Raw genomic sequence first — 18,696 nt, forward strand, 5'->3', positions numbered from 1 at the left:
TTCAGGGGAGTCCCGGTGGTCAGGGCGTCTGTTCTTCCACGTTCAGGGTGCTGCTGTCGGTGTCCTCGCTGGTCACGTCGGGGGTGGGTTGGGTGTACGTGCCGGCCTGTTCGGCGGCGGCTTCGGCGTCGCCTCGGTCCACGTAGCGGAACGTTTCGTCGTTCAGGCTGGTGACGGTGACGGTGTAGTCGCTCAGGCGCTGGGGATCCAGGGTCACGACGCTGGCCTTGACGGTGGCGGCCATGTCGGCGCTCAGGGCGTAGTCGCCCAGCAGGGCCGAGGTGCAGGGCTGGCCGTTCAGTCCGGCGGGCAGTTGCTGGGGCGTGGCGGTCGCGCGGGCGCGTTCGAGGGCCGTGACGCACTGCGTCCGGAAGTACAGGGCGTTGTCGTGCCGGAGTTGCCGGGCGCGTTTCTCGTTGTGGGCTTCGAACATGCCGCTGCACGAGGCCAGCAGGACCGGGAGGGTCAGCAGGGGCAGCAGGAACAGGGGAGACCGGGGCATGAACCGAGTGTAGGGGGCCGGTCGGCGCGGCGTTGCGGCAGGTGCGTCCGCCAGACCAGGGTGCAGGGCGGAGGCGGCGGGGACGTGAAAACCCCCCGGACCGCTGGGGCGCCGGGGGGAAGTATCAGAGGCGGGCGATCAGTCGATGCTGACGCGCCAGCGCCATTCGCTCGCGCGTTTCATGACGTGGGCGATGCCGCCGGTGATGGCGAGCTTCTGGTTCCAGGGGAGTTTCATCCAGCCGACGGCCATCAGGCCGCCCAGGCTGACGAATTCGCCCAGGGTGGTGGGTTCGTAGGCTTCGAGTTCCTCGCCCTTGGCGAGTCGCATGATGTTCTTGCCGGTCAGGCGGCCCTGCTGCCCGGCGTGCTGGGCGGTGGTGGGCACGGGTTTGCCTTCCTGGTTCAGGGCGAGGCCCATGTCACCGATGACGAACACTTCGGGGTAGCCCTTGGCGCGCAGTTTGTCGTCCACGGCGATGCGGCCGCCGGGGCCTTTTTCCAGTTTCTCGCCCTTGACGATGTCGCGGGCCTGGATGCCGCCGGTCCAGATGATCTTGCCGGCGCCGATGACTTTCTGCTCGCCGTCGGCGGTCTGCACGGTGACGGTGTCGGCGGTGGCCTGCATCAGGCGGTGCCCGACGAGGATGTGGATGCCGTACTCCTCGAGGGTCTTCTGGGCCTTGGCGCGCAGGGCGTCGTCCAGGATCGGGAGGATCTTGGGGCCGGCCTCGACGAGGTAGATGTTGAAGGGGGGCAGGCCGCGTTCCTTGGTCAGGAGCTGGGCGCGCTGCGCGAGTTCCGTGACGAGCTCCACGCCGGTCAGGCCGGCGCCGCCGACGACGATGTCGCGGTTGCCCTGGTACTCGGTGGTGTAGGCGCGGTTGACGAAGTTGAAGATCTCGTCGGCGTCGCTGAGCTGCTTGAGTTCGGCGGCGTTCTCGGCCAGGCCGGGAATGCGGTAGAAGTTGGTGACGCTGCCCAGGCCGACGACCAGGGTGTCGTAGGTCAGGACGCGGCCGTCTTTCAGGGTGACTTCGCGCTCGTCGAGGTTGACGCCTTCGACCTGCGCCTGTTCGAGGTTCACGCCGGTGCCGCGCAGCAGCGGGGCCAGGGGCAGGGTGACGGGGGTGTTGTGCGCGGCGGCCTCGTGGAGGCGGGTTTCGAAGGTGTGGTAGGCGTTCTGCTCGACCATCAGCGCTTCGAGTCCGGGCGCGGGTTTCATTTTCGTGGCGACAGCAAGGCCGGAGTAACCAGCACCGAGGATGAGGGTCTTCATGTCAATCTCCTGTGAACGAATTCACGAGTTCTGTGGGCGGTCGGCCTACTCCCCCGCAAACGCCGTCGGAATCACGTGATCCCGAATTCGGCAACAGTGTACATCTTACACCAAATCGGTCATGGGTGACCCGCTCACCCACAACACCACGAAGCGTGCGTCCATAACGCAGGAACACCCACAATGCCCGCGCGCCCCCACACGGCGCGCCCGGCCCTACGACGCCAGCAGCGCGGCCCGCCGCGCCCGCACCACCCCCACACGCGGATCCCCCGCCGGCAGGACCGACTCCAGCAGCGACAGGACCTCCAGGTCATCGAAACGCGCCACGTACTGCCACAGCAGCGCCGGGTCCCGCACGGCGCACACCGCGCGGCGCAGCGCCCCGTCCAGGTACGCGCGCCAGTACGACAGCAGCGGCGACTCGCTGAGCGGCAGAGGCGGCCCGCCGAACAGGTCCAGCGCACCCCCCACGTCCCCCGCCAGCAGCCGCCGCTCCAGCCGCAGCAGGTCCAGGTCCACCGGCACGCTCAGCCGGTACGGCCGCGACGCGATCTGCCCGCCCAGCAGCCCGCGCAGGGTACTGACCTCGGACTTCAGGGTGCTGGCCGTGATCGGCGCGTCCCCGTACATGTGCGCGTGCAGGGCGTCCAGCGTCAGGCCGTCCGGGTGCAGCGCCAGCACCGTCAGCAACTCCAGCTGCCGGGGCGTCAGGTGCAGCGCGCGGCCGCCCAGCTGCACGGACGGCGACCCGCACAGCGTCACCCTCAACCCCACCTGCGGTCCCGCCGCCAGCTGCGACTCGATCCGCTGCGCGTAATGCTGCGCGCTCGCCAGACCCAGCGGCGTGCTCTGGTGCCACACGGTACTCAGGTTCAGCACGCCCAGCAGCGTGCCCTGCGCGTCCCGCAGCGGCGCGCCGTAACACACCCAGTCATGCACGGCCTGCACGTAATGCTCGGCGGCGAACACCTGCACCGCCCGCCGCTCCCGCAGGGCCAGCGCCAGCGCGTTCGTGCCGACGCTCTGCTCGTCCCAGTGGCCGCCCGGCACGAAGTTCAGGGCGCGGCCCAGCCGCTGCATGCGCGCACTTCCGGCCGTCCAGAGCAGCTGCCCGCGCGCGTCGGCCAGCGCGACCATCAGGTCGCCGTCCTGCGCCAGCGCACTCAGTTCCGGGCGCAGGTCACGCGTGGCGAACTCCAGCGGCGATCCCGCCCAGGCGGGCGTCTGATCCGACACCGGGGCCGTCAGGCGGTCCGGCGCGACCGACGCCGCCGACCGCTCCCACGACGCCAGCACCCCCGCCGGCAGGGACGGCGCCCCCGGCCCCGCCCCGCCCCAGCCCCCGACCCGGTCGGCCCCGCCGCGCGACACGAACCGCTGCCAGGCGCTCACGCGCCGCTGCCTTTCCAGTACGAGTCGCTCGTTCATCGCGTCCCCTCCCCGGTTCCCGCCGGCGGCCCGGCCCGGCTCCTCCGACGTCGGCCTGCCAGCGCAGCGCCCGCACCCCGCGCCTCTGCGGCGCGTGCTGTTCGGGTTGAAATCCGTTGCAGACCTCAACCGGAGTCCGGATGACTTCCCTGACTTGCTGACCCGCCCAGGCTACCACGCGCCGCCCGCACCCCCCACCCGTGGGCAGTCCTCGTGGGTGGGCACCGGCACCCTTTTCCAACCTTTTTTGTGTTTGAATGGACGGGTCACACAATCCAGTCCCGGCGGCCGGTCACTCGCGGCCGCGCGCCACGCAGTCCCACCGGAGGTCCGCATGAACGTCACCCTGACCGTGAACGGCAAGTCCTACACCCGCGACGTGGAGCCCAGAACGCTGCTCGTGCATTTCCTGCGCGAGGAACTCCTGCTGACCGGCACGCACGTCGGCTGCGACACCAGCCAGTGCGGCGCCTGCACCGTCCACGTGAACGGCGACGCGGTCAAGAGCTGCACGCTGCTCGCCGTGCAGGCCAGCGGCATGGAGGTCACCACCATCGAGGGCATCGGCACGGTCGCGGACCTGCACGCCCTCCAGACCGGCTTCTGGGAGGAACACGGCCTGCAGTGCGGCTTCTGCACGCCCGGCATGATCATGAGTTCCGCCGAACTGCTCAGGCACACGCCCAACCCCACCGAGGACCAGATCCGTCACCACCTGGAAGGCAACCTCTGCCGCTGCACCGGCTACCACAACATCGTCCGGGCCGTGCAGCACGCGGCGGGCGCCATGCAGGGAGCCGGTCAGGCCGCCGACGACTGACCCCCGCGCCGACGCACCCCACCGACCGCAGGTTCCCAGGCCGGGCGCCGGCCGCGCCCCAGCTTCACCGTCCACTCCCAGGGAGGCACCACCCCATGAGCGACACCAGAACCGAGAAGTACTTCGGGCAGGCCCTCAAGCGCAAGGAAGACCCGCGCTTCATCACGGGCACCGGCAACTACACCGACGACATCGTCATTCCCGGCATGCTGCACGCCGCGATGGTCCGCAGCCCCTACGCGCACGCGAAGATCAGCGGCATCAACACGGACTCCGTGACCGGCCTGCCCGGCGTGGTGAAGGTCCTGACCGGCCAGGACGTCGCGGACGCCGGGCTGGGCAGCATCCCGGTCGGCTGGCTGCTGCCGGACCTGAAGACCCCCGCGCACCCCGCCATCGCCCTGACCGAGGCGAACCACGTCGGGGACATCGTGGCCGTCGTGATCGCCGAGACGCGCGCCCAGGCCGAGGACGCCGCCGCCGCCCTGGAAGTCGACTACGAGGCCCTGCCCGCCGTGTCCACCGCCGGGGCCGCCATCGCCGACGGCGCGCCGCTGGTGCATGACGACGTGCCGGGCAACGTGGCCTTCAACTTCGAGATCGGTGACGAGGCCGCCACCAGCGAGGCCTTCAGGGGCGCCGCCCGCCGCGTCAGCGTGAAACTGAAAAACCACCGGCTGGTCGCCAACCCCATCGAGCCGCGCTCCAGCCTCGCGCAGTTCACGCCCGCCAGCGGCGAGTACCTGCTGTACACCACCAGCCAGAACCCCCACATTCACCGCCTGATTCTCGCGGCGTTCGTGATGAGCATCCCCGAACACAAACTGCGCGTGATCTCGCCCGACGTGGGCGGCGGTTTCGGCACCAAGATCTTCCAGTACCAGGAGGAAGTCATCGTGCTGCTCGCCGCGAGGCTGCTGGGCCGCGCCGTCAAGTGGACCGCGCGCCGCTCCGAGGCCTTCGTCAGCGACGCCCAGGGCCGCGACCACGAGACCGAGGCGGAACTCGCCCTGAGCGACGACGGCCTGATCCTGGGCTTCCGCGTGAACACCCTGGCGAACCTCGGCGCGTACCAGACGCTGTTCGCGCCCGCCGTGCCCACCTACCTGTACGCCACGCTGCTGAACGGCGTGTACCGCATTCCCGCCATTCACGCGCGCGTCACGGGCGTCATGACGAACACCGTCCCCGTGGACGCCTACCGCGGCGCGGGTCGCCCGGAAGCCACGTACCTGATCGAACGGATCGTGGACATGGCCGCGCACGAACTGAACATGGACCCGGCCGAACTGCGCCGCAAGAACTTCATCGGACCCGACGAGTTCCCGTACCAGACGCCCGTCGCGCTGGTGTACGACAGCGGCGACTACGAACCCGCCCTCGACAAGGCCATGACCATGATGAACTACCCGGCCCTGCGCGAGGAACAGGCCCGCATGAAGGGCCAGGGCAAGATCCTGGGCGTGGGCCTGATCTCGTTCCTGGAAGCCTGCGGACTGGCCCCCAGCGCCCTGGTCGGGCAGCTCGGCGCGCAGGCCGGACAGTGGGAATCGAGCCTCGTGCGCGTCCATCCCACCGGGAAGGTCGAACTGTACACCGGCAGCCACAGCCACGGGCAGGGCCACGAGACGGCCTTCCCGCAGATCGCTGCCGACGAACTCCAGATTCCCATCGAGGACATCGACCTGATCCACGGCGACACCGGCCGCATGCCCTACGGCTGGGGCACCTACGGCAGCCGCTCGGCAGCAGTGGGCGGCAGCGCCCTGAAAGTCGCGCTGCAGAAGATCACCACCAAGATGAAGAAGATCGCCGCGCACCTGCTCGAGGCCAGCCCCGACGACATCGAACACGAGGATGGCGTGTTCCGCATCAAGGGCGCCCCCGAGAAGAGCAAGACCTTCTTCGACATCGCCCTGATGGCCCACCTCGCGCACAACTACCCCCAGGACCTCGAACCCGGCCTGGAAGCCACCGCCTTCTACGACCCGAAGAACTTCGTGTACCCCTTCGGCACGCACATCGCCGTCGTCGAGATCGACACCGACACCGGCCACGTGAAACTTCGCAACTACGGCTGCGTGGACGACTGCGGCCCCCTGATCAACCCCCTGATCGCCGAGGGGCAGGTGCACGGCGGCATCGCCCAGGGCATGGGTCAGGCCCTGCTGGAAGACGCCGCGTACGACGAGGACGGCAACTTCCTGGCCGGCACGTACATGGAGTACGCCATGCCCCGCGCCGACGACGTGCCCACCTTCCAGATCGGGCACACCGTCACCCCCAGCCCCCACAACCCGCTGGGCGTCAAGGGCATCGGCGAGGCCGGCACCATCGCCAGCACCGCCGCCGTCGCCAACGCCGTCATGGACGCCCTGTGGCACGAGTGCGGGATCGCCCACCTCGACATGCCCTACACCGCCGAGAAGGTCTGGAAGGCCATACGCGACGCCCGCAGCCAGCTGCAGGCCGCCGACGACTGAAGCGTTGACAGGTGAAGGTTGATGGTTGATAGCAACCGCCAACCTTCTCCATCAACCCTCACCTTTCAACCATCACCCCCATCCCGGAGGGATTCATGTATCCAGCCAGCTTCGACTACCAGAAGGCCGACAGTGTCGATCAGGCCATCGCCGCGCTCGCCGCGAACCCCGACCTGAAACTCATCGCCGGGGGGCACAGCCTGCTGCCCGCCATGAAACTCCGGCTGGCGCAGCCGCCCGCCCTGCTGGACATCTGGGGCATCCAGGAGATGAAAGGCATCCAGCGCGACGGCGACTGGTTCGTGGTGGGCGCCATGACCACCCACGCCGAGGTGCTGCGCAGCGACCTGCCCCTGTTCCCCGAGGTGGCCGGCTGGGTCGGTGACCCGATGGTCCGCAACCGGGGCACCATCGGCGGCAGTCTGGCCCACGCCGACCCCAGCGCCGACTACCCCGCCGCCGCGCTGGCGCTGGGCGTGCAGTTCGTCATTCGCGGCCCCGACGGCGAACGCACCGTGGACGCCGACGACATGTTCGTCGGAATGTTCGAGAGTGCCGTCAGGAGCGGCGAACTCCTGACCCACATCCGCATTCCCGCCACCATCCAGGCCAGCGCGTACGAGAAGTTCCGCCACCCCGCCAGCCACTACGCCGTCGTCGGACTGGCCGTCGCCCGGCACGCCGACGGAACGGTCCGCGCCGCGTACACCGGCGCGGCCGAACGCGCCCACCGCCTCCCCGCGCTGGAGGCGGCCGTGAACGGCTCCCAGGCCATCCCCACCGGACTGGTGGACGCAGGCGACCTGCTCGGCGACCGCTTCGCCAGCGCCGAGTACCGCGCGCACCTCGTGGACGTCCTCGCCGCCCGCGCCATCGAACGCCTCGGCTGACGGAACCCCCCACGCAGCGGCACTCGGCGGGATGTCCGGGTGCCGCTGCGCGTTCCAGGGTGTCTGCCGCTGCGGAGTCCGTCTCAGGCCCTGCTCGCAGAGCGTTCATGACCCGTGGCTACCGTGAGGGCATGAACCGACTGACCCTGGCCCTCGCCACCCTGATCCTCGGCACCGCGCAGGCCGCCACGCCGCCCGTGCAGGTGAACTACCGCGTCTACCAGTACGCCTGCACGGGCGGGCAGAACCTGAAGGTGTACTACGTGCAGTTCGGGGATCAGCCCATGTTCGCCATGCTCGACTGGAAAGGCCAGCGGCACGGACTGGCGCAGGCCATCAGCGCCAGCGGCGCCCGCTACGCCAGCCTCAGCGGCCCGGCGGGCGCACGCGGCGGCCTGCAGTGGTGGGAGCACCAGGGCAAGGCGGAACTCAGCACCTTCGTCGGGAACAGCACCACGACCACCAAGACCCTGCTGACCGGCTGCAAGACCCCGGGGCGCTGAGCGGTCCTTCGCTAAGTCTTTTCGCTCTCTGTTTCCGGTGCGGGGGGCGCGTACACTCTTCCGGTGACTGTTGCTGAGCCGAACCTGTCGAAACTGCTGCCCGCTGCTCCGCCCGGTAACCTGCTGCTGCTGCCGCAGGTGGCGCGGGCGGCGCTGTTCGCGGCGTTCCCCGGCCCGGCCGTGCTGCTGACCACCCCGGACCGGCTGGGCAGTTACGCCACGGCGGGCGTGCTGGGCGCGCCGGTCAGTGTGAACCCCGGTCTGCGCGACTGGGACGCCCGGCACGAGCACGTGGTGCTGGACGTGAACACGGCGCTGGACCTGTTCCCGTCCCGTCCGGAGGATCACGCCCTGACCCTGAAGGTGGGGGCCAGCTACCCGCGTGAGGCGCTGCTCTCCCGCCTGGAACGCCTGGGCTATGAACGCGGCGAGGAGCCGGGTTTCGAGATCCAGGGCGACACGCTGGAACTGCGCCTGTCGGCCGGGTCAGGCCTGCCCGCCGAGGCCGAGGAGGGGCTGTGGGTCCGCGCCGAGTTCTTCGGGGACGAGCTGGACACCCTGCGCTTCCTGAAGCCCGGCGCGCTGACGGGCGAGAAGGCGCAGAGCTTCACGCTGGAACCCACGGCCGACTACCTGACGGAGGTGAAGTGGGACGCCACCCGCCTGGAGTTGCTGCCGGGCCGGGTGTTCCTGGACTCGCCGGAGTTCTACGCGTCGGCGCTGGGCGTGCTGATCGACACCTTCTGGCCGAAACTCGCCGGGCGTGAGGTGACCAGCTTCGGCCGGACGCCGCTGGACCTGCCGGACCTCGATACCGGCCTGACGCCGCTGCCGTTCTACCGCGCGCGCCTGAGCGACCTGGAACGCGACGTGAACGAGTGGCGTGACGCCAACTACCGCGTGATGATCCTCGTGCGGCACGACCGCACCGCCGCGTACCTGGCGGACAAGCTGCTGAACACCCACGAGATCCCGTGGCTGAAGATTCCGCGCGTGAAGGAGGGCGGCCTGGGCTTCCTGCGCGCGGCAGGGGAGGGCGGGTTCGTCATCCCCGAGCACAGGACCGTCGTGCTGACCGAGGACCTGATCTACGGCTTCCAGGGCGGCAGCGCCCTGCGCGGCAAGCGCCTGAACGGCAAACCCGTCACGGACGCGCTGGGCCTGCACGTCGGCGATTACCTGATTCACCCCGAGCACGGCATCGGGCAGTTCGAGGGCCTGGAGACCCGCAAGGTGCTGGGCGTCACCCGCGACTACCTGAACCTGACCTACCGGGGCGGCGCGCGCCTGAGCGTCCCCATCGAGCAACTGCCGGTCCTGCGCCGTCACCCCGGCACCACCGACGACCCACCCAGCCTGAGTTCCTTCGACAAGAAGGACTGGGCGAAAGCCAAGGAGAAGGCCCGCAAGAACGCCGAGGCCGTCGCCGCGAAGCTCCTCGTGCAGTACGCGGCGCGGCAGGTCACGCCGGGCAACGCCTTCCCGGCGCAGCCCGAATGGGACGAGCAGGTAGAGGCGAACTTCAAGTTCGAACTGACGGCCGATCAGCGCACTGCGCTGAAAGAAACCATGCGCGACCTGGAGAAGGCCAACCCCGCCGACCGCCTCATCTCCGGCGACGTGGGCTTCGGCAAGACCGAGGTGGCCCTGCGCGCCGCGCACCGCGTCGTCGGGCACGGCAAGCAGGTCGCGGTCCTCGTGCCCACGACGCTGCTGGCCGAGCAGCACACCAGCACCTTCGTGGAACGCTTCAAGGGCCTGCCGGTGCGCGTGGAGGGCCTGTCGCGCTTCACCACCCCCCAGCAGGCGCGCAGCATCCTGGCCGACACCGCCCAGGGCAAGGTGGACATCCTGATCGGCACGCACCGTCTCCTGAGCGGCGACGTGCAGTTCCGCGACCTGGGTCTGATCATCGTCGACGAGGAACACCGCTTCGGCGTGGGCCAGAAGGAGAAACTCCGCGCGCTGCGGGGCCTGCCGCCCACCGCCAAGGACGGCAAGATCGACATCCCCGAGGACGCCCGCGCCGTGGACACCCTGGCCCTGTCCGCCACGCCCATCCCGCGCACGCTGTACATGAGCATGGTCGGCCTGCGCGACATGAGCAGCATCCAGACGCCCCCCAAGGGCCGCAAACCCATCCAGACCGTCCTGGCGCCCTTCGACCCGATCACGGTGCGCGACGCGATCCTCACGGAAATCGAACGCGGCGGCAAGGTCTTCTACATCCACGACCGCATCGCCAGCATCGGCGCACGCAGCCTGTACCTGCGCAACCTCGTGCCCGAGGCCCGCATCGGCGTGGCGCACGGCCGCATGAACGAGGAAGAACTCGAAGAAATCATGCTCGGCTTCGAGCAGGGCGCCTTCGACGTGCTGCTGGCCACCACCATCGTCGAGACCGGCCTGGACATCCCCGAGGCGAACACCATCCTGATCGAACGCAGCGACCGCCTGGGCCTCGCCCAGCTGTACCAGCTGCGGGGTCGCGTGGGTCGCCGCGCCCAGACCGCCTACGCGTACCTGTTCTACCCGCCGCGCATGACCGAGAACGCCCAGCGCCGCCTGTGGGCGATCGCCGACCTTCAGGACCTCGGCTCGGGCCACCTGCTCGCCGAGAAGGACATGGAGATCCGTGGCGTGGGCAACATCCTGGGCGAGGAACAGCACGGGCACGTACAGGCCGTCTCCATCGACGTGTACACCGAACTGCTGGCCGAGGCGGTCGCCAAGCTCAAGGGCGAGAAGATCGAGGCGCCCGCCACCATCAGTATCGACCTGCCCATCGACGCGCGCCTGTCGCCCGAGTACTTCGTGAACCCCGACGGCCAGAGTGACGAGGAAGCCCGCATCGCCACCTACGGCCGCCTCAGCGAGAGCCGCACCCTCCAGGCCATCAGCCGCGTCGAACGCGACCTGCGCAAGAAGTACGGCCCGCCCACCCCCGAAGTGCAGAACTTCATCGACCTCGCCAAGCTGCGCCTGACCGCCGCCGCCCGCCGCGTCCTGAGCATCGGCGAGACCATGACCCAGATCCAGATCACCTTCGCGTACAAGACCCTGGACTACGACGCCCCCGGCCTGCGCGCCTTCCCCTTCAAGACCGAGGTCGTGAACTTCCCGCCCAGCGTGAAACTCGACAAGCGCGGCCTGAAACCCAACGACTACGCCCGCACGCTGATCGACCTGCTCGGGTACTTCGGGTAGGGACGCGCCGGGACAGGAACAGGAGGCACCGGGGGAACACAGTCCCGGTGCCTCCTGTTCTGTCTGGGCGCAGCCTCCGGTCAGCCGGGGGTAGCCGCGCCCGTTCCGGCTGGCCGCAGGCGCCGCCACAGCCAGTGGCCGCCCGCGATCAGCCACGCGAGCACGAACACCAGCCCGTACTCGATGACAGGAATGCGGATGATCTCGTTCGCGCGGTCCCAGCCGCGCCCCGAGTACACCAGCGCGACCAGCGCGGCGAACACCGCCACCGCACTCCAGCGGGCCCAGCGCGGCCAGCCCAGACCGTACATCTGCGTACCCAGGAACACCGCCCCGAATCCGAAGGCGAACATCGGCCAGATGCCGTTGCCCTGGCCCACGGCGACCAGCGTGCCGTGCAGCAGCACCGCGACCTCCAGCGTGGCCGTCCAGGCGCGGTTCAGGTGGGCGCGCGTGAAGGACAGGCTGCTCTGGGTCATCAGCAGGAACATGTACACGAACCCGATCAGGTGCCCGCTCGTGGACACCATCGGGTGGTACCAGAAGGTGTAGATGATCGCCCACGAGAACACGTACCCGTGGTAACGCCGCACGACGTCCACCGCCACCTGCGGAATGCCGGCGCTGCGGCCCGCGATCAGGCCACGCCGGCGGCTTTCCATCAGCAGGACCATCACCAGCAGCAGGATCACGGACCCCTGCGAACTGAAGATGCTCACGTCCTGCGCCAGCCCGTCGTAGAACACGTGCGTCTGGATCAGGTGCAGCAGGATGAAGCCCGCGTTCACCGCCAGCGCCAGCACGTTGAAGCGGTGCAGGCCCGCCGTATACGCGGGCCGCTGCCGCTGCGCCGCCCAGATCAGCGCCCACACCGCCACCTGATGCAGCAGGTACGGCACCCAGGCGCTCAGGCGGGTCGCCAGGGTGGGTTCCGGCAGTTTCCAGCGGTACCACGCGGCCCCCTGGTCCGGCAGCAGGGTCACGCTGTCCAGACGGCCGCCCAGCCACCAGATCAGGCCCGTGAACACGAAACTGAACGCCACGCCGCCCAGCAGCGCCGCGTTCGCGCCGGGCCGCGCGGCCGGTTCCAGCGCGGAGGAAGAACGGGTCACGGCACACCTGCACAGAAGAGAATCATGCGCCCACGATAGCCAGTTCCGGCGGGCGTGGCGACCGGCCGCCCCGGTACACTGGGGCATGACCACCGTCTCGCCCCCGCTGCCGCAGGCCGGACTGTCCGGCGCCGCGTACCGCGCCTCGACCCGGCAGAACCTGCTGACCATCGCGCTGGGCTGGTGGCTGCTGGGCGGGATCTTCGTGGACGGCTGGGCGCACAACCAGTTCGGCGAGTCGCTGGAGACGTTCTTCACGCCCTGGCACGCGCTGTTCTACAGCGGCTTCCTGGCCGTGGCGGGCTGGTGCCTGCGGCTGGCCTCGGTCGGGTGGCGGCAGGGGAGGCGCGGTCTGGCGGCGTTCCCGGACGGCTACCACCTGGCGGCGCTGGGCGTACCACTGTTCGGGCTGGGCGGCCTGGGGGACATGATCTGGCACACGGCTTTCGGGATCGAGGTGGGCATCGAGGCGCTGCTGTCGCCCACGCACCTGCTGCTGTTCGCGGGCGCGGTCCTGATCGTCGCCTCCCCCCTGAACGCCGCGTGGCGGTCCCCGGCCGGGCGCACGGCAGCGGGCGGCGTGCGGTGGGTGGCGGCGCTGTCCGGCACGTCCCTGCTGGCCGCCACGGCGTTCATGCACATGTACATGTGGGGCCTGATGACCGTCCCGCAGGGCCTGGGCTGGGTGCAGACGCGCGGCGAACTGAGCGCCGTTCTGCTCACGGCCCTGATCATGACCGCGCCGGTCCTGCTGATCCTGCGCCGCTTCGCGCTGCCGTTCGGGGCAGTCAGCGTCATGTACTTCGTGACGAACCTGGGCATGAGTTTCATGCTCGCGCCCGGCGAGTGGCGCGTGCCGCTGCTCGCGGCGTTCAGCGGCCTGCTGGCCGACGCGCTGCACGCCCTGCTGCGTCCCGGCGCCGCGCGGGTGTGGCCGCTTCGGGCGTTCGCGTTCCTGTTGCCGCTGTGCGTGTGGGTGCCGTACCTGGGCGGGGCCGTGCGCCTGGGCCTGAGCAACCTGAGCCTGGAGCTGTGGCTGGGCGTGGCCGTCATGACCGGCCTGGGCGGCGTGGCCCTGAGTGCCCTGGTGTTCCCCGCGCCGCTGCCCCCGCAGGCGCTGGAGGAATAGCGCCGGGCAGGAAGGAGGCGGCAGTCCGTTTCTCTCCTGCTCTGCGGGGCAGCTCTACGAGTCGCATCCGCTCGGATTGAACGGACTTCGCAGCCCATTCAATCGAAGTCCGTCTCATCAATGGTGCGGACACTGTTCAAGCGCCAGATGCGACAAGCATGGGGAACGTCTTCTGTCACGCCATGCCTGCTCACCCCCTCCCGGCCTCCCCCCTCAAGGGGGAGGGGCAAACACGGCGTGGTCATCGCTGGTCTGACCTGAAGGGATGAACCTGTCCGCACCATTGCTCATACGGACTGCCGTTTGTTTCGCTGGCAATCCGGAACTTCACCGCCCCTGCCGGCTCCACGTCCGGAGGGGCGTGCTGCTCCCACTCTGCGGGGCAGCTCTACGAGTCGCTTCGTTCGGACCCGGCGGACTTTACAGCCCATTCAATCGAAGTCCGTATCAGTGGTGGTGCGTGGGCGCCGGGCTGCCGGGGTCCAGGCCCGGCGGGGGTGATAGCGGGGTCTGGGCGCGCCGCCGCAGCAGGGCGCTCAGGGTGGTGATCTCGCCGCGTTGCGTGGCCGTGATCTGCCGCGCCAGCAGGCCCACCTGCGGATGCACGCCGGCCTCCAGCGCGGGGCGCGCCATGACCAGCGCGCCCTGGTGGTGGCGGATCATCAGTTGCAGGAACAGCGCCTCGGCCTCCGGGACGGGGCGGGTGTTCAGGGCATTCAGTTCGGCGGGGGACGCCATGCCCATCAGGCGGGCGTGAGCGGCCGGCAGGGGCGCGGCCGGGTCCACGGGCGGCAGGGTCCACAGGCGCAGCCAGCCCTGCATCTGCCGGATCTGTTCCTGCTGCCCCAGTTCGATCTCCAGCGCCACCGAGCGCAGCGTGCGGTCCCCGGAACGCCGCCGCAGGGCCTGCGCCGTCGTGACCGCCTGGGCGTGGTGGGGGATCATGCCGCGCACGAACGTCGCTTCGGTACTCTGCGGGCCGGGCGAAGGCTGCCGGGGGGTGAGGGCCAGCAGCGCCCCGCCGCCCAGCAGCAGCGCCGCCAGCACGCCCGCTGCCGCCCGCCTCACCGCGTGGCCTTCATGGGGTGGCCCTTCACGGGCTGGCCGCCTGCCGCTCGAAGTGCCGTTGCCGCGCCCGGAACGCCGCCTTCTGCTCCGGCGTGGTCTGCGCGTGGCAGTGGCGGCAGCTGACGCCCTCCTCGAACAGCGCGTCCGCGCGTTCCTGCTCGTCCAGCGGCCACCCGCACGAGTGGCACATCACCGCCCCGCCCTCGCGCAGGCCGTGCCCGACGGTCACGCGGCCGTCGAACACGAAGCACTCGCCGTCCCAGCGGCTGTCCTCCTCGGGCACGTCCTCCAGGTACTGCAGGATGCCGCCCTGCAGGTGGAACACGTCCGCGTACCCGCGCTGGCGCAGCAGGCTGGTGCTCTTCTCGCAGCGGATACCCCCGGTGCAGAACATCGCCACGCGCTTGCCTTCCAGCTCGGCGGCGTGCGCGTCCAGCCACGCCGGGAACTCCCGGAACGAATCGATCCCAGGGTCCAGCGCGCCCCGGAACGTCCCGGCCTTCACCTCGTAACGGTTGCGGGTGTCGATCACGACCACGTCCGGCGCGCTGATCAGGGCGTTCCAGTCCTGCGGGGCCACGTACTGCCCGGCCTCGCGGGTCGGTTCGACCGGCACACCCATCGTCACGATCTCGGCCTTCACGCGCACCTTGAAGCGCCGGAACGGCTGCGCCGACGCGCCGGACTCCTTGTACTCCAGACCCGTGAACCCCTCGGCGTGCAGCGCGGCCCGCAGCGCGTCGATGCCCGCGCGGCTCCCGGCGACCGTTCCGTTGATCCCCTCGGACGCCACGATCAGCGTGCCGCACAGGCCCCCGGCCTCACCGTGCGCCAGCAGCCGCCCGCGCAGACCCGCCGGGTCGGCCACCGCCCGGAACTGGTACAGCGCCGCGACCACGAAGGCAGGCCGGGCAGCCGGATCGGAGGGAACGTCGGGCAGGGAAGGGGCAGGGTGGGGCGCAGACATCCCCCGCATGATACCGAGCAGCTGCTGGCAGCCGGGGGCCGCGCCTCACGGTTCCCGTCACATCTTGGAGGCGTAGCGGAAGTAGGCGTTCACCTGCGGAACGAAGCACAGCGCGGCGGCCCCCAGCAGCGGCGCGGCCCCCAGGACGGTGCTGAACGGGTTCCCGGCGCTCAGGAGCAGCGCGGCGTTCACGATCAGCAGCAGCACCAGCAGCGCGCGCGCCCAGCCGCGCCCCCGGTACACGTTCCAGCACAGCGCCGCTTCCAGCAGCAGCCGGATCTGACCCCCGCCGCCCTGCCCGGAGAACAGGGCCGCCAGTACGCCGACCAGCGAGGTCAGCAGCAGCGCGCCCAGGATCAGGGTCGTGACGGTCCAGCCGTTCCGGATGGCGGCGGCCTCGGCCGGGGATTCGGCGGGCAGGTCGGTGTCCAGCAGGCGGTCGGTCATGTCCCGAGCGTACCGGGGCGCGGCGCGCGGCGTTGCCGCATGTGACCGGACGTCAGCGGGGCGGCGGGGGCCGGAATGCGCTTTCTGGCGGAGTCGCGGGGCGCGGGCCTCTGCTAGCCTTGCGGGCGTGTCTGCGCCCTCCACCCTGATCACCGCGTCCGGCCTGAGCGTCGTGTACGGCGAGCGGGCCGTGCTGGCCGGCGTGGACCTGAGCGTGACGGCCGGTGAGCGCGTGGCGCTGCTGGGCCGCAACGGGGCGGGCAAGACGACGCTGCTGCGCGTCCTGACCGGCGAGCGCGCCCCGGACGACGGGGAAGTCTGGCGGCAGGACGGCCTGAGGGTGGCGGTGCTGGCGCAGCATCACGCGCACCCGCCGGGCCTGAGCGTGCGCGCCCTGCTGGACGCCGCGCACCCGTACCGGGAGCTGGAGGCCGACCTGCTGGCGCTGGAGGCGGACCTGGGCGACCCGGACACCCTGGACCGCTGGACGGCGCTGCACGCCCGCCTGGACGACCTGGACGCCTTCCGCTGGCCGGCGCGGGCGGCGCGGGTGCTGGGCATGCTGGACCTCACGCGCTTCCTGGGGCGCGAGGCGGCCACCCTGTCCGGCGGGGAACGCACCCGGCTGGCGCTGGCGCTGGCCCTGGCCAGGGAGCCGGACCTGCTGGTGCTGGACGAACCCACCAACCACCTGGATATCCGCATGCGCGAGTGGCTGGAGGGCTGGCTGCGGGACTTCCGGGGCGGGGTGCTGCTGACCAGTCACGACCGCGACTTCCTGGACGGCGTGGCGACCCGCAGCGTGTGGCTGGACGCGGGCGAGGCGACCCCGTACGCGGGCGGGTACTCGCGCGCGCGGGCGCAGCGGGACCTGGAGCGGCGCACGCAGTCCCGCGCGGCCCGGCTGGGCGAACGGGAAGCCGGGCGGCTGGCGGGCAGCGTGGACACCCTGGACCGCTGGGGCCGCCGCTCGCGCGCCCTGAAGAGCCGCGCCGAACGGGTCGCGGTGCCCGAGGCGCCCCTGCCGGAACGGCAGATCCGGATGCGCCTGCTGGCCGGCACGGCAAAGGCGCCGCTGGTCGCGTGGGGCGAGCACCTGAGCAAGGGGTACGCCGGGCGGCCTGTCCTGCACGGCGCGGCCTTCCGGCTGCGGCAGGGGGACCGCGTGGCCCTGATGGGCGCCAACGGCACCGGCAAGACCACCCTGATGCGCCTGCTGTCCGGCGAGCTGCACCCGGATCCGCCGGGCCGCGACCCGGACACGGGCCTGCCGCTGCCCGAGCCGCTGCTGCGCGTGGCGGGAGGCGTGACGGTCGCCAGCCTCGACCAGACCTGGCATGGCCTGACGCCCGGCGAGGGCCTGCACGCGCAGTTCGAACGGCGGTTCGGGCGGCAGGCGACCACCCTGCTGGGCCGCGCGGGCTTCGGTGCGGCCGACTGGCCCAAGACGCCCGAGGTGCTGTCCGGCGGGGAACGCGCCCGCGCCGGACTGGCGCTCGTGAGCGGCCTGCGCGCCGACCTGCTGCTGCTGGACGAACCCACCAACCACCTGGACGTCGAGGCGCTGCTGGCCCTGGAGGGCGCGGTGCAAGCGTACGCGGGCGCGGTCGTGATCGTCACGCACGACCGCCGCTTCGCGCGGGAGGTCGCTACGAGGTTGTGGGTGATCGAGGACGCCGCGCTGCGCGAGGTGAGTGGCTGGGGCAGCCGCGAGTACTGCGACCCGGCCGCCACCCTACAGGGCGACCCGCCGCCACCGCCGCCCGCGCCCACCCCCCGGCAGCGTCTCGCGCCGCTGGAAGCTCAACTGGGCCGCCTGCGCGCCGAACTGGACCGCCCGCCCGGCACCCTGACCGGCCGCGAGGAAGCCCGCCTGCGCGCCCAGGCGCACGAACTGCAACAGAACCTGTACGCCCTGTACGCCCAGGTCTGGCACGAGGCGCAGTACGACACCCAGGTCCGCGAGCCGCCCCTGACCGTGCGCGCCCAGCGCCTCGGGGACGCGCCGGGCGAGGGGGGCGGCATGTTCTGGGCGGCGCAGGACCCCACCTGCCCGCACCTCGCCTGGGACGGTCACACCCTGCGCTGGAACGGCACGCCGCCCCCCTGGTTCGGCGCGGCGCTGCTGGGCGGCACCCTGCGCGTCCTGTTCGAACGCTGGAATGCGGGCCGCGTGCAGCTCGGCGAGGATGGCCCCGTCCTCACGCGCCGCGCGTACTTCGAGCGGCTGGGCCTGATCCGCCCGACCTGACCGGGCGGTCCGGGCACGCCTCATGCCGGACCCCGCTATACTTCCGCGCATGGAAGACCTCATCAAGGGACGCCTCGGTGGCGCGGACGGGTACGACATCCGCTGCACCATCGACGGCGACAGCATCCGGGGCCGCGCAGGCGGCAAACTGCACGGCAAGGACATCAACCTCGAAATCACCGAACGTGGCGTGCAGGGCAGCGTCGGCGCGGACCCCGTCAAGATCGAACTCGACGACGGCGAACTGCGCGGCAACGTCGGCGCGCAGAAACTCACGCTGCGTGGCGTGGACCGCGTCACGGGCTTCATGGGCGAACCCATCATCGGCTGGAACGTCGTCGCGCAGCAGAACGGCGAACGCCTGACCGGCCAGCTGGGCAGCACCGTCCTGGGCCGCCCCTTCGACCTGGAACTGGGCAGCGCGCCCGGCTGGGTGGGCACGCTGGTCGCCGTCGTGGCCTTCTACGCCCTGGAACCCCGCGCGAACATCACCACCAGCCGCTGATACGGATTCCGTTTGAATGGGCTGCAAAGCCCGTTCAATCCGAGCGAAGCGAGTAGGAAAGAAACGGGTTCCGGACGTGGAGCTGGCAATCCGGTGAACTTCC

General features: G+C 70.7%; 15 protein-coding genes. 8 read left to right on the forward strand and 7 right to left on the reverse strand.

The genetic code is table 11. From position 1 onward, the window contains the following. Window positions 1-19: 19 nt before the first annotated feature. The 3 genes from CBQ26_RS04225 to CBQ26_RS04235 all read right to left on the reverse strand — a co-directional run bounded on the left by CBQ26_RS04225 (window position 20) and on the right by CBQ26_RS04235 (window position 3,211). The gene (locus tag CBQ26_RS04225; protein WP_088247314.1) at window positions 20-502 is read right to left on the reverse strand and encodes a hypothetical protein; all 483 of its coding nucleotides are present in this window, start codon (window positions 500-502) and stop codon (window positions 20-22) included. A 138-nt stretch (window positions 503-640) separates the two neighbouring features. Next, a complete protein-coding gene (locus CBQ26_RS04230; RefSeq protein ID WP_088247315.1) occupies window positions 641-1,780 on the reverse strand; it encodes an NAD(P)/FAD-dependent oxidoreductase in 1,140 nt (379 codons plus the stop codon). 216 nt (window positions 1,781-1,996) lie between these two features. Then, a complete protein-coding gene (locus tag CBQ26_RS04235) occupies window positions 1,997-3,211 on the reverse strand; it encodes a helix-turn-helix domain-containing protein (RefSeq protein ID WP_143341975.1) in 1,215 nt (404 codons plus the stop codon). Window positions 3,212-3,545: 334 nt separating this feature from the next. Here CBQ26_RS04235 and CBQ26_RS04240 point away from each other — a divergent pair, with 334 nt between their 5' ends. The 5 genes from CBQ26_RS04240 (at window position 3,546) to CBQ26_RS04260 (ending at window position 11,114) form a co-directional block, all read left to right on the forward strand. Next, on the forward strand, window positions 3,546-4,031 hold the full coding sequence (locus CBQ26_RS04240; RefSeq protein WP_088247317.1) for a (2Fe-2S)-binding protein: 486 nt from the start codon (window positions 3,546-3,548) through the stop codon (window positions 4,029-4,031). Window positions 4,032-4,126: 95 nt separating this feature from the next. After that, on the forward strand, window positions 4,127-6,514 hold the full coding sequence (locus CBQ26_RS04245) for a xanthine dehydrogenase family protein molybdopterin-binding subunit (protein ID WP_088247318.1): 2,388 nt from the start codon (window positions 4,127-4,129) through the stop codon (window positions 6,512-6,514). Between the two features lie 95 nt (window positions 6,515-6,609). Further along, entirely contained in the window at window positions 6,610-7,404 is a 795-nt protein-coding gene (locus CBQ26_RS04250; protein ID WP_088247319.1) for an FAD binding domain-containing protein, read from the forward strand. A gap of 131 nt (window positions 7,405-7,535) precedes the next feature. Next, the gene (locus CBQ26_RS04255) at window positions 7,536-7,907 is read left to right on the forward strand and encodes an MliC family protein (RefSeq protein WP_172417911.1); all 372 of its coding nucleotides are present in this window, start codon (window positions 7,536-7,538) and stop codon (window positions 7,905-7,907) included. Between the two features lie 63 nt (window positions 7,908-7,970). Further along, on the forward strand, window positions 7,971-11,114 hold the full coding sequence (locus CBQ26_RS04260) for a DEAD/DEAH box helicase (protein ID WP_088247321.1): 3,144 nt from the start codon (window positions 7,971-7,973) through the stop codon (window positions 11,112-11,114). A gap of 80 nt (window positions 11,115-11,194) precedes the next feature. Here the strand turns inward: CBQ26_RS04260 and CBQ26_RS04265 are convergent, their stop codons facing one another. Further along, window positions 11,195-12,226, reverse strand: a complete 1,032-nt coding sequence (locus CBQ26_RS04265; protein WP_088247322.1) for a hypothetical protein — start codon at window positions 12,224-12,226, stop codon at window positions 11,195-11,197. 85 nt (window positions 12,227-12,311) lie between these two features. Here CBQ26_RS04265 and CBQ26_RS04270 point away from each other — a divergent pair, with 85 nt between their 5' ends. Beyond that, complete coding sequence (locus CBQ26_RS04270; RefSeq protein WP_088247323.1) at window positions 12,312-13,355, forward strand: hypothetical protein; 1,044 nt, start codon at window positions 12,312-12,314, stop codon at window positions 13,353-13,355. Between the two features lie 447 nt (window positions 13,356-13,802). On the opposite strand, the gene CBQ26_RS04275 is transcribed toward CBQ26_RS04270, so the two are convergent. The 3 genes from CBQ26_RS04275 to CBQ26_RS04285 are packed head-to-tail and all read right to left on the reverse strand — an operon-like array spanning window position 13,803 to window position 15,837. Next, window positions 13,803-14,423, reverse strand: coding sequence for a DUF305 domain-containing protein (locus tag CBQ26_RS04275; RefSeq protein ID WP_229844245.1), 621 nt, complete (start codon window positions 14,421-14,423; stop codon window positions 13,803-13,805). A gap of 25 nt (window positions 14,424-14,448) precedes the next feature. After that, window positions 14,449-15,390, reverse strand: coding sequence for an oxygen-dependent tRNA uridine(34) hydroxylase TrhO (trhO, locus tag CBQ26_RS04280; RefSeq protein ID WP_088247324.1), 942 nt, complete (start codon window positions 15,388-15,390; stop codon window positions 14,449-14,451). 57 nt (window positions 15,391-15,447) lie between these two features. Beyond that, entirely contained in the window at window positions 15,448-15,837 is a 390-nt protein-coding gene (locus tag CBQ26_RS04285; protein WP_088247325.1) for a hypothetical protein, read from the reverse strand. Window positions 15,838-15,964: 127 nt separating this feature from the next. On the opposite strand from CBQ26_RS04285, the gene CBQ26_RS04290 reads away from it, so the two are divergent. Both CBQ26_RS04290 and CBQ26_RS04295 read left to right on the forward strand, forming a co-directional pair. Further along, window positions 15,965-18,088 (forward strand): ABC-F family ATP-binding cassette domain-containing protein, encoded by a 2,124-nt coding sequence (locus CBQ26_RS04290; RefSeq protein WP_229844244.1) that lies wholly within the window; start codon window positions 15,965-15,967, stop codon window positions 18,086-18,088. Between the two features lie 49 nt (window positions 18,089-18,137). Further along, on the forward strand, window positions 18,138-18,593 hold the full coding sequence (locus tag CBQ26_RS04295; RefSeq protein ID WP_172417912.1) for a hypothetical protein: 456 nt from the start codon (window positions 18,138-18,140) through the stop codon (window positions 18,591-18,593). The last annotated feature ends 103 nt before the right edge of the window (window positions 18,594-18,696 follow it).

It is taken from the genome of Deinococcus indicus (genome assembly GCF_002198095.1).
Classification (GTDB): Bacteria; Deinococcota; Deinococci; order Deinococcales; family Deinococcaceae; genus Deinococcus; species Deinococcus caeni.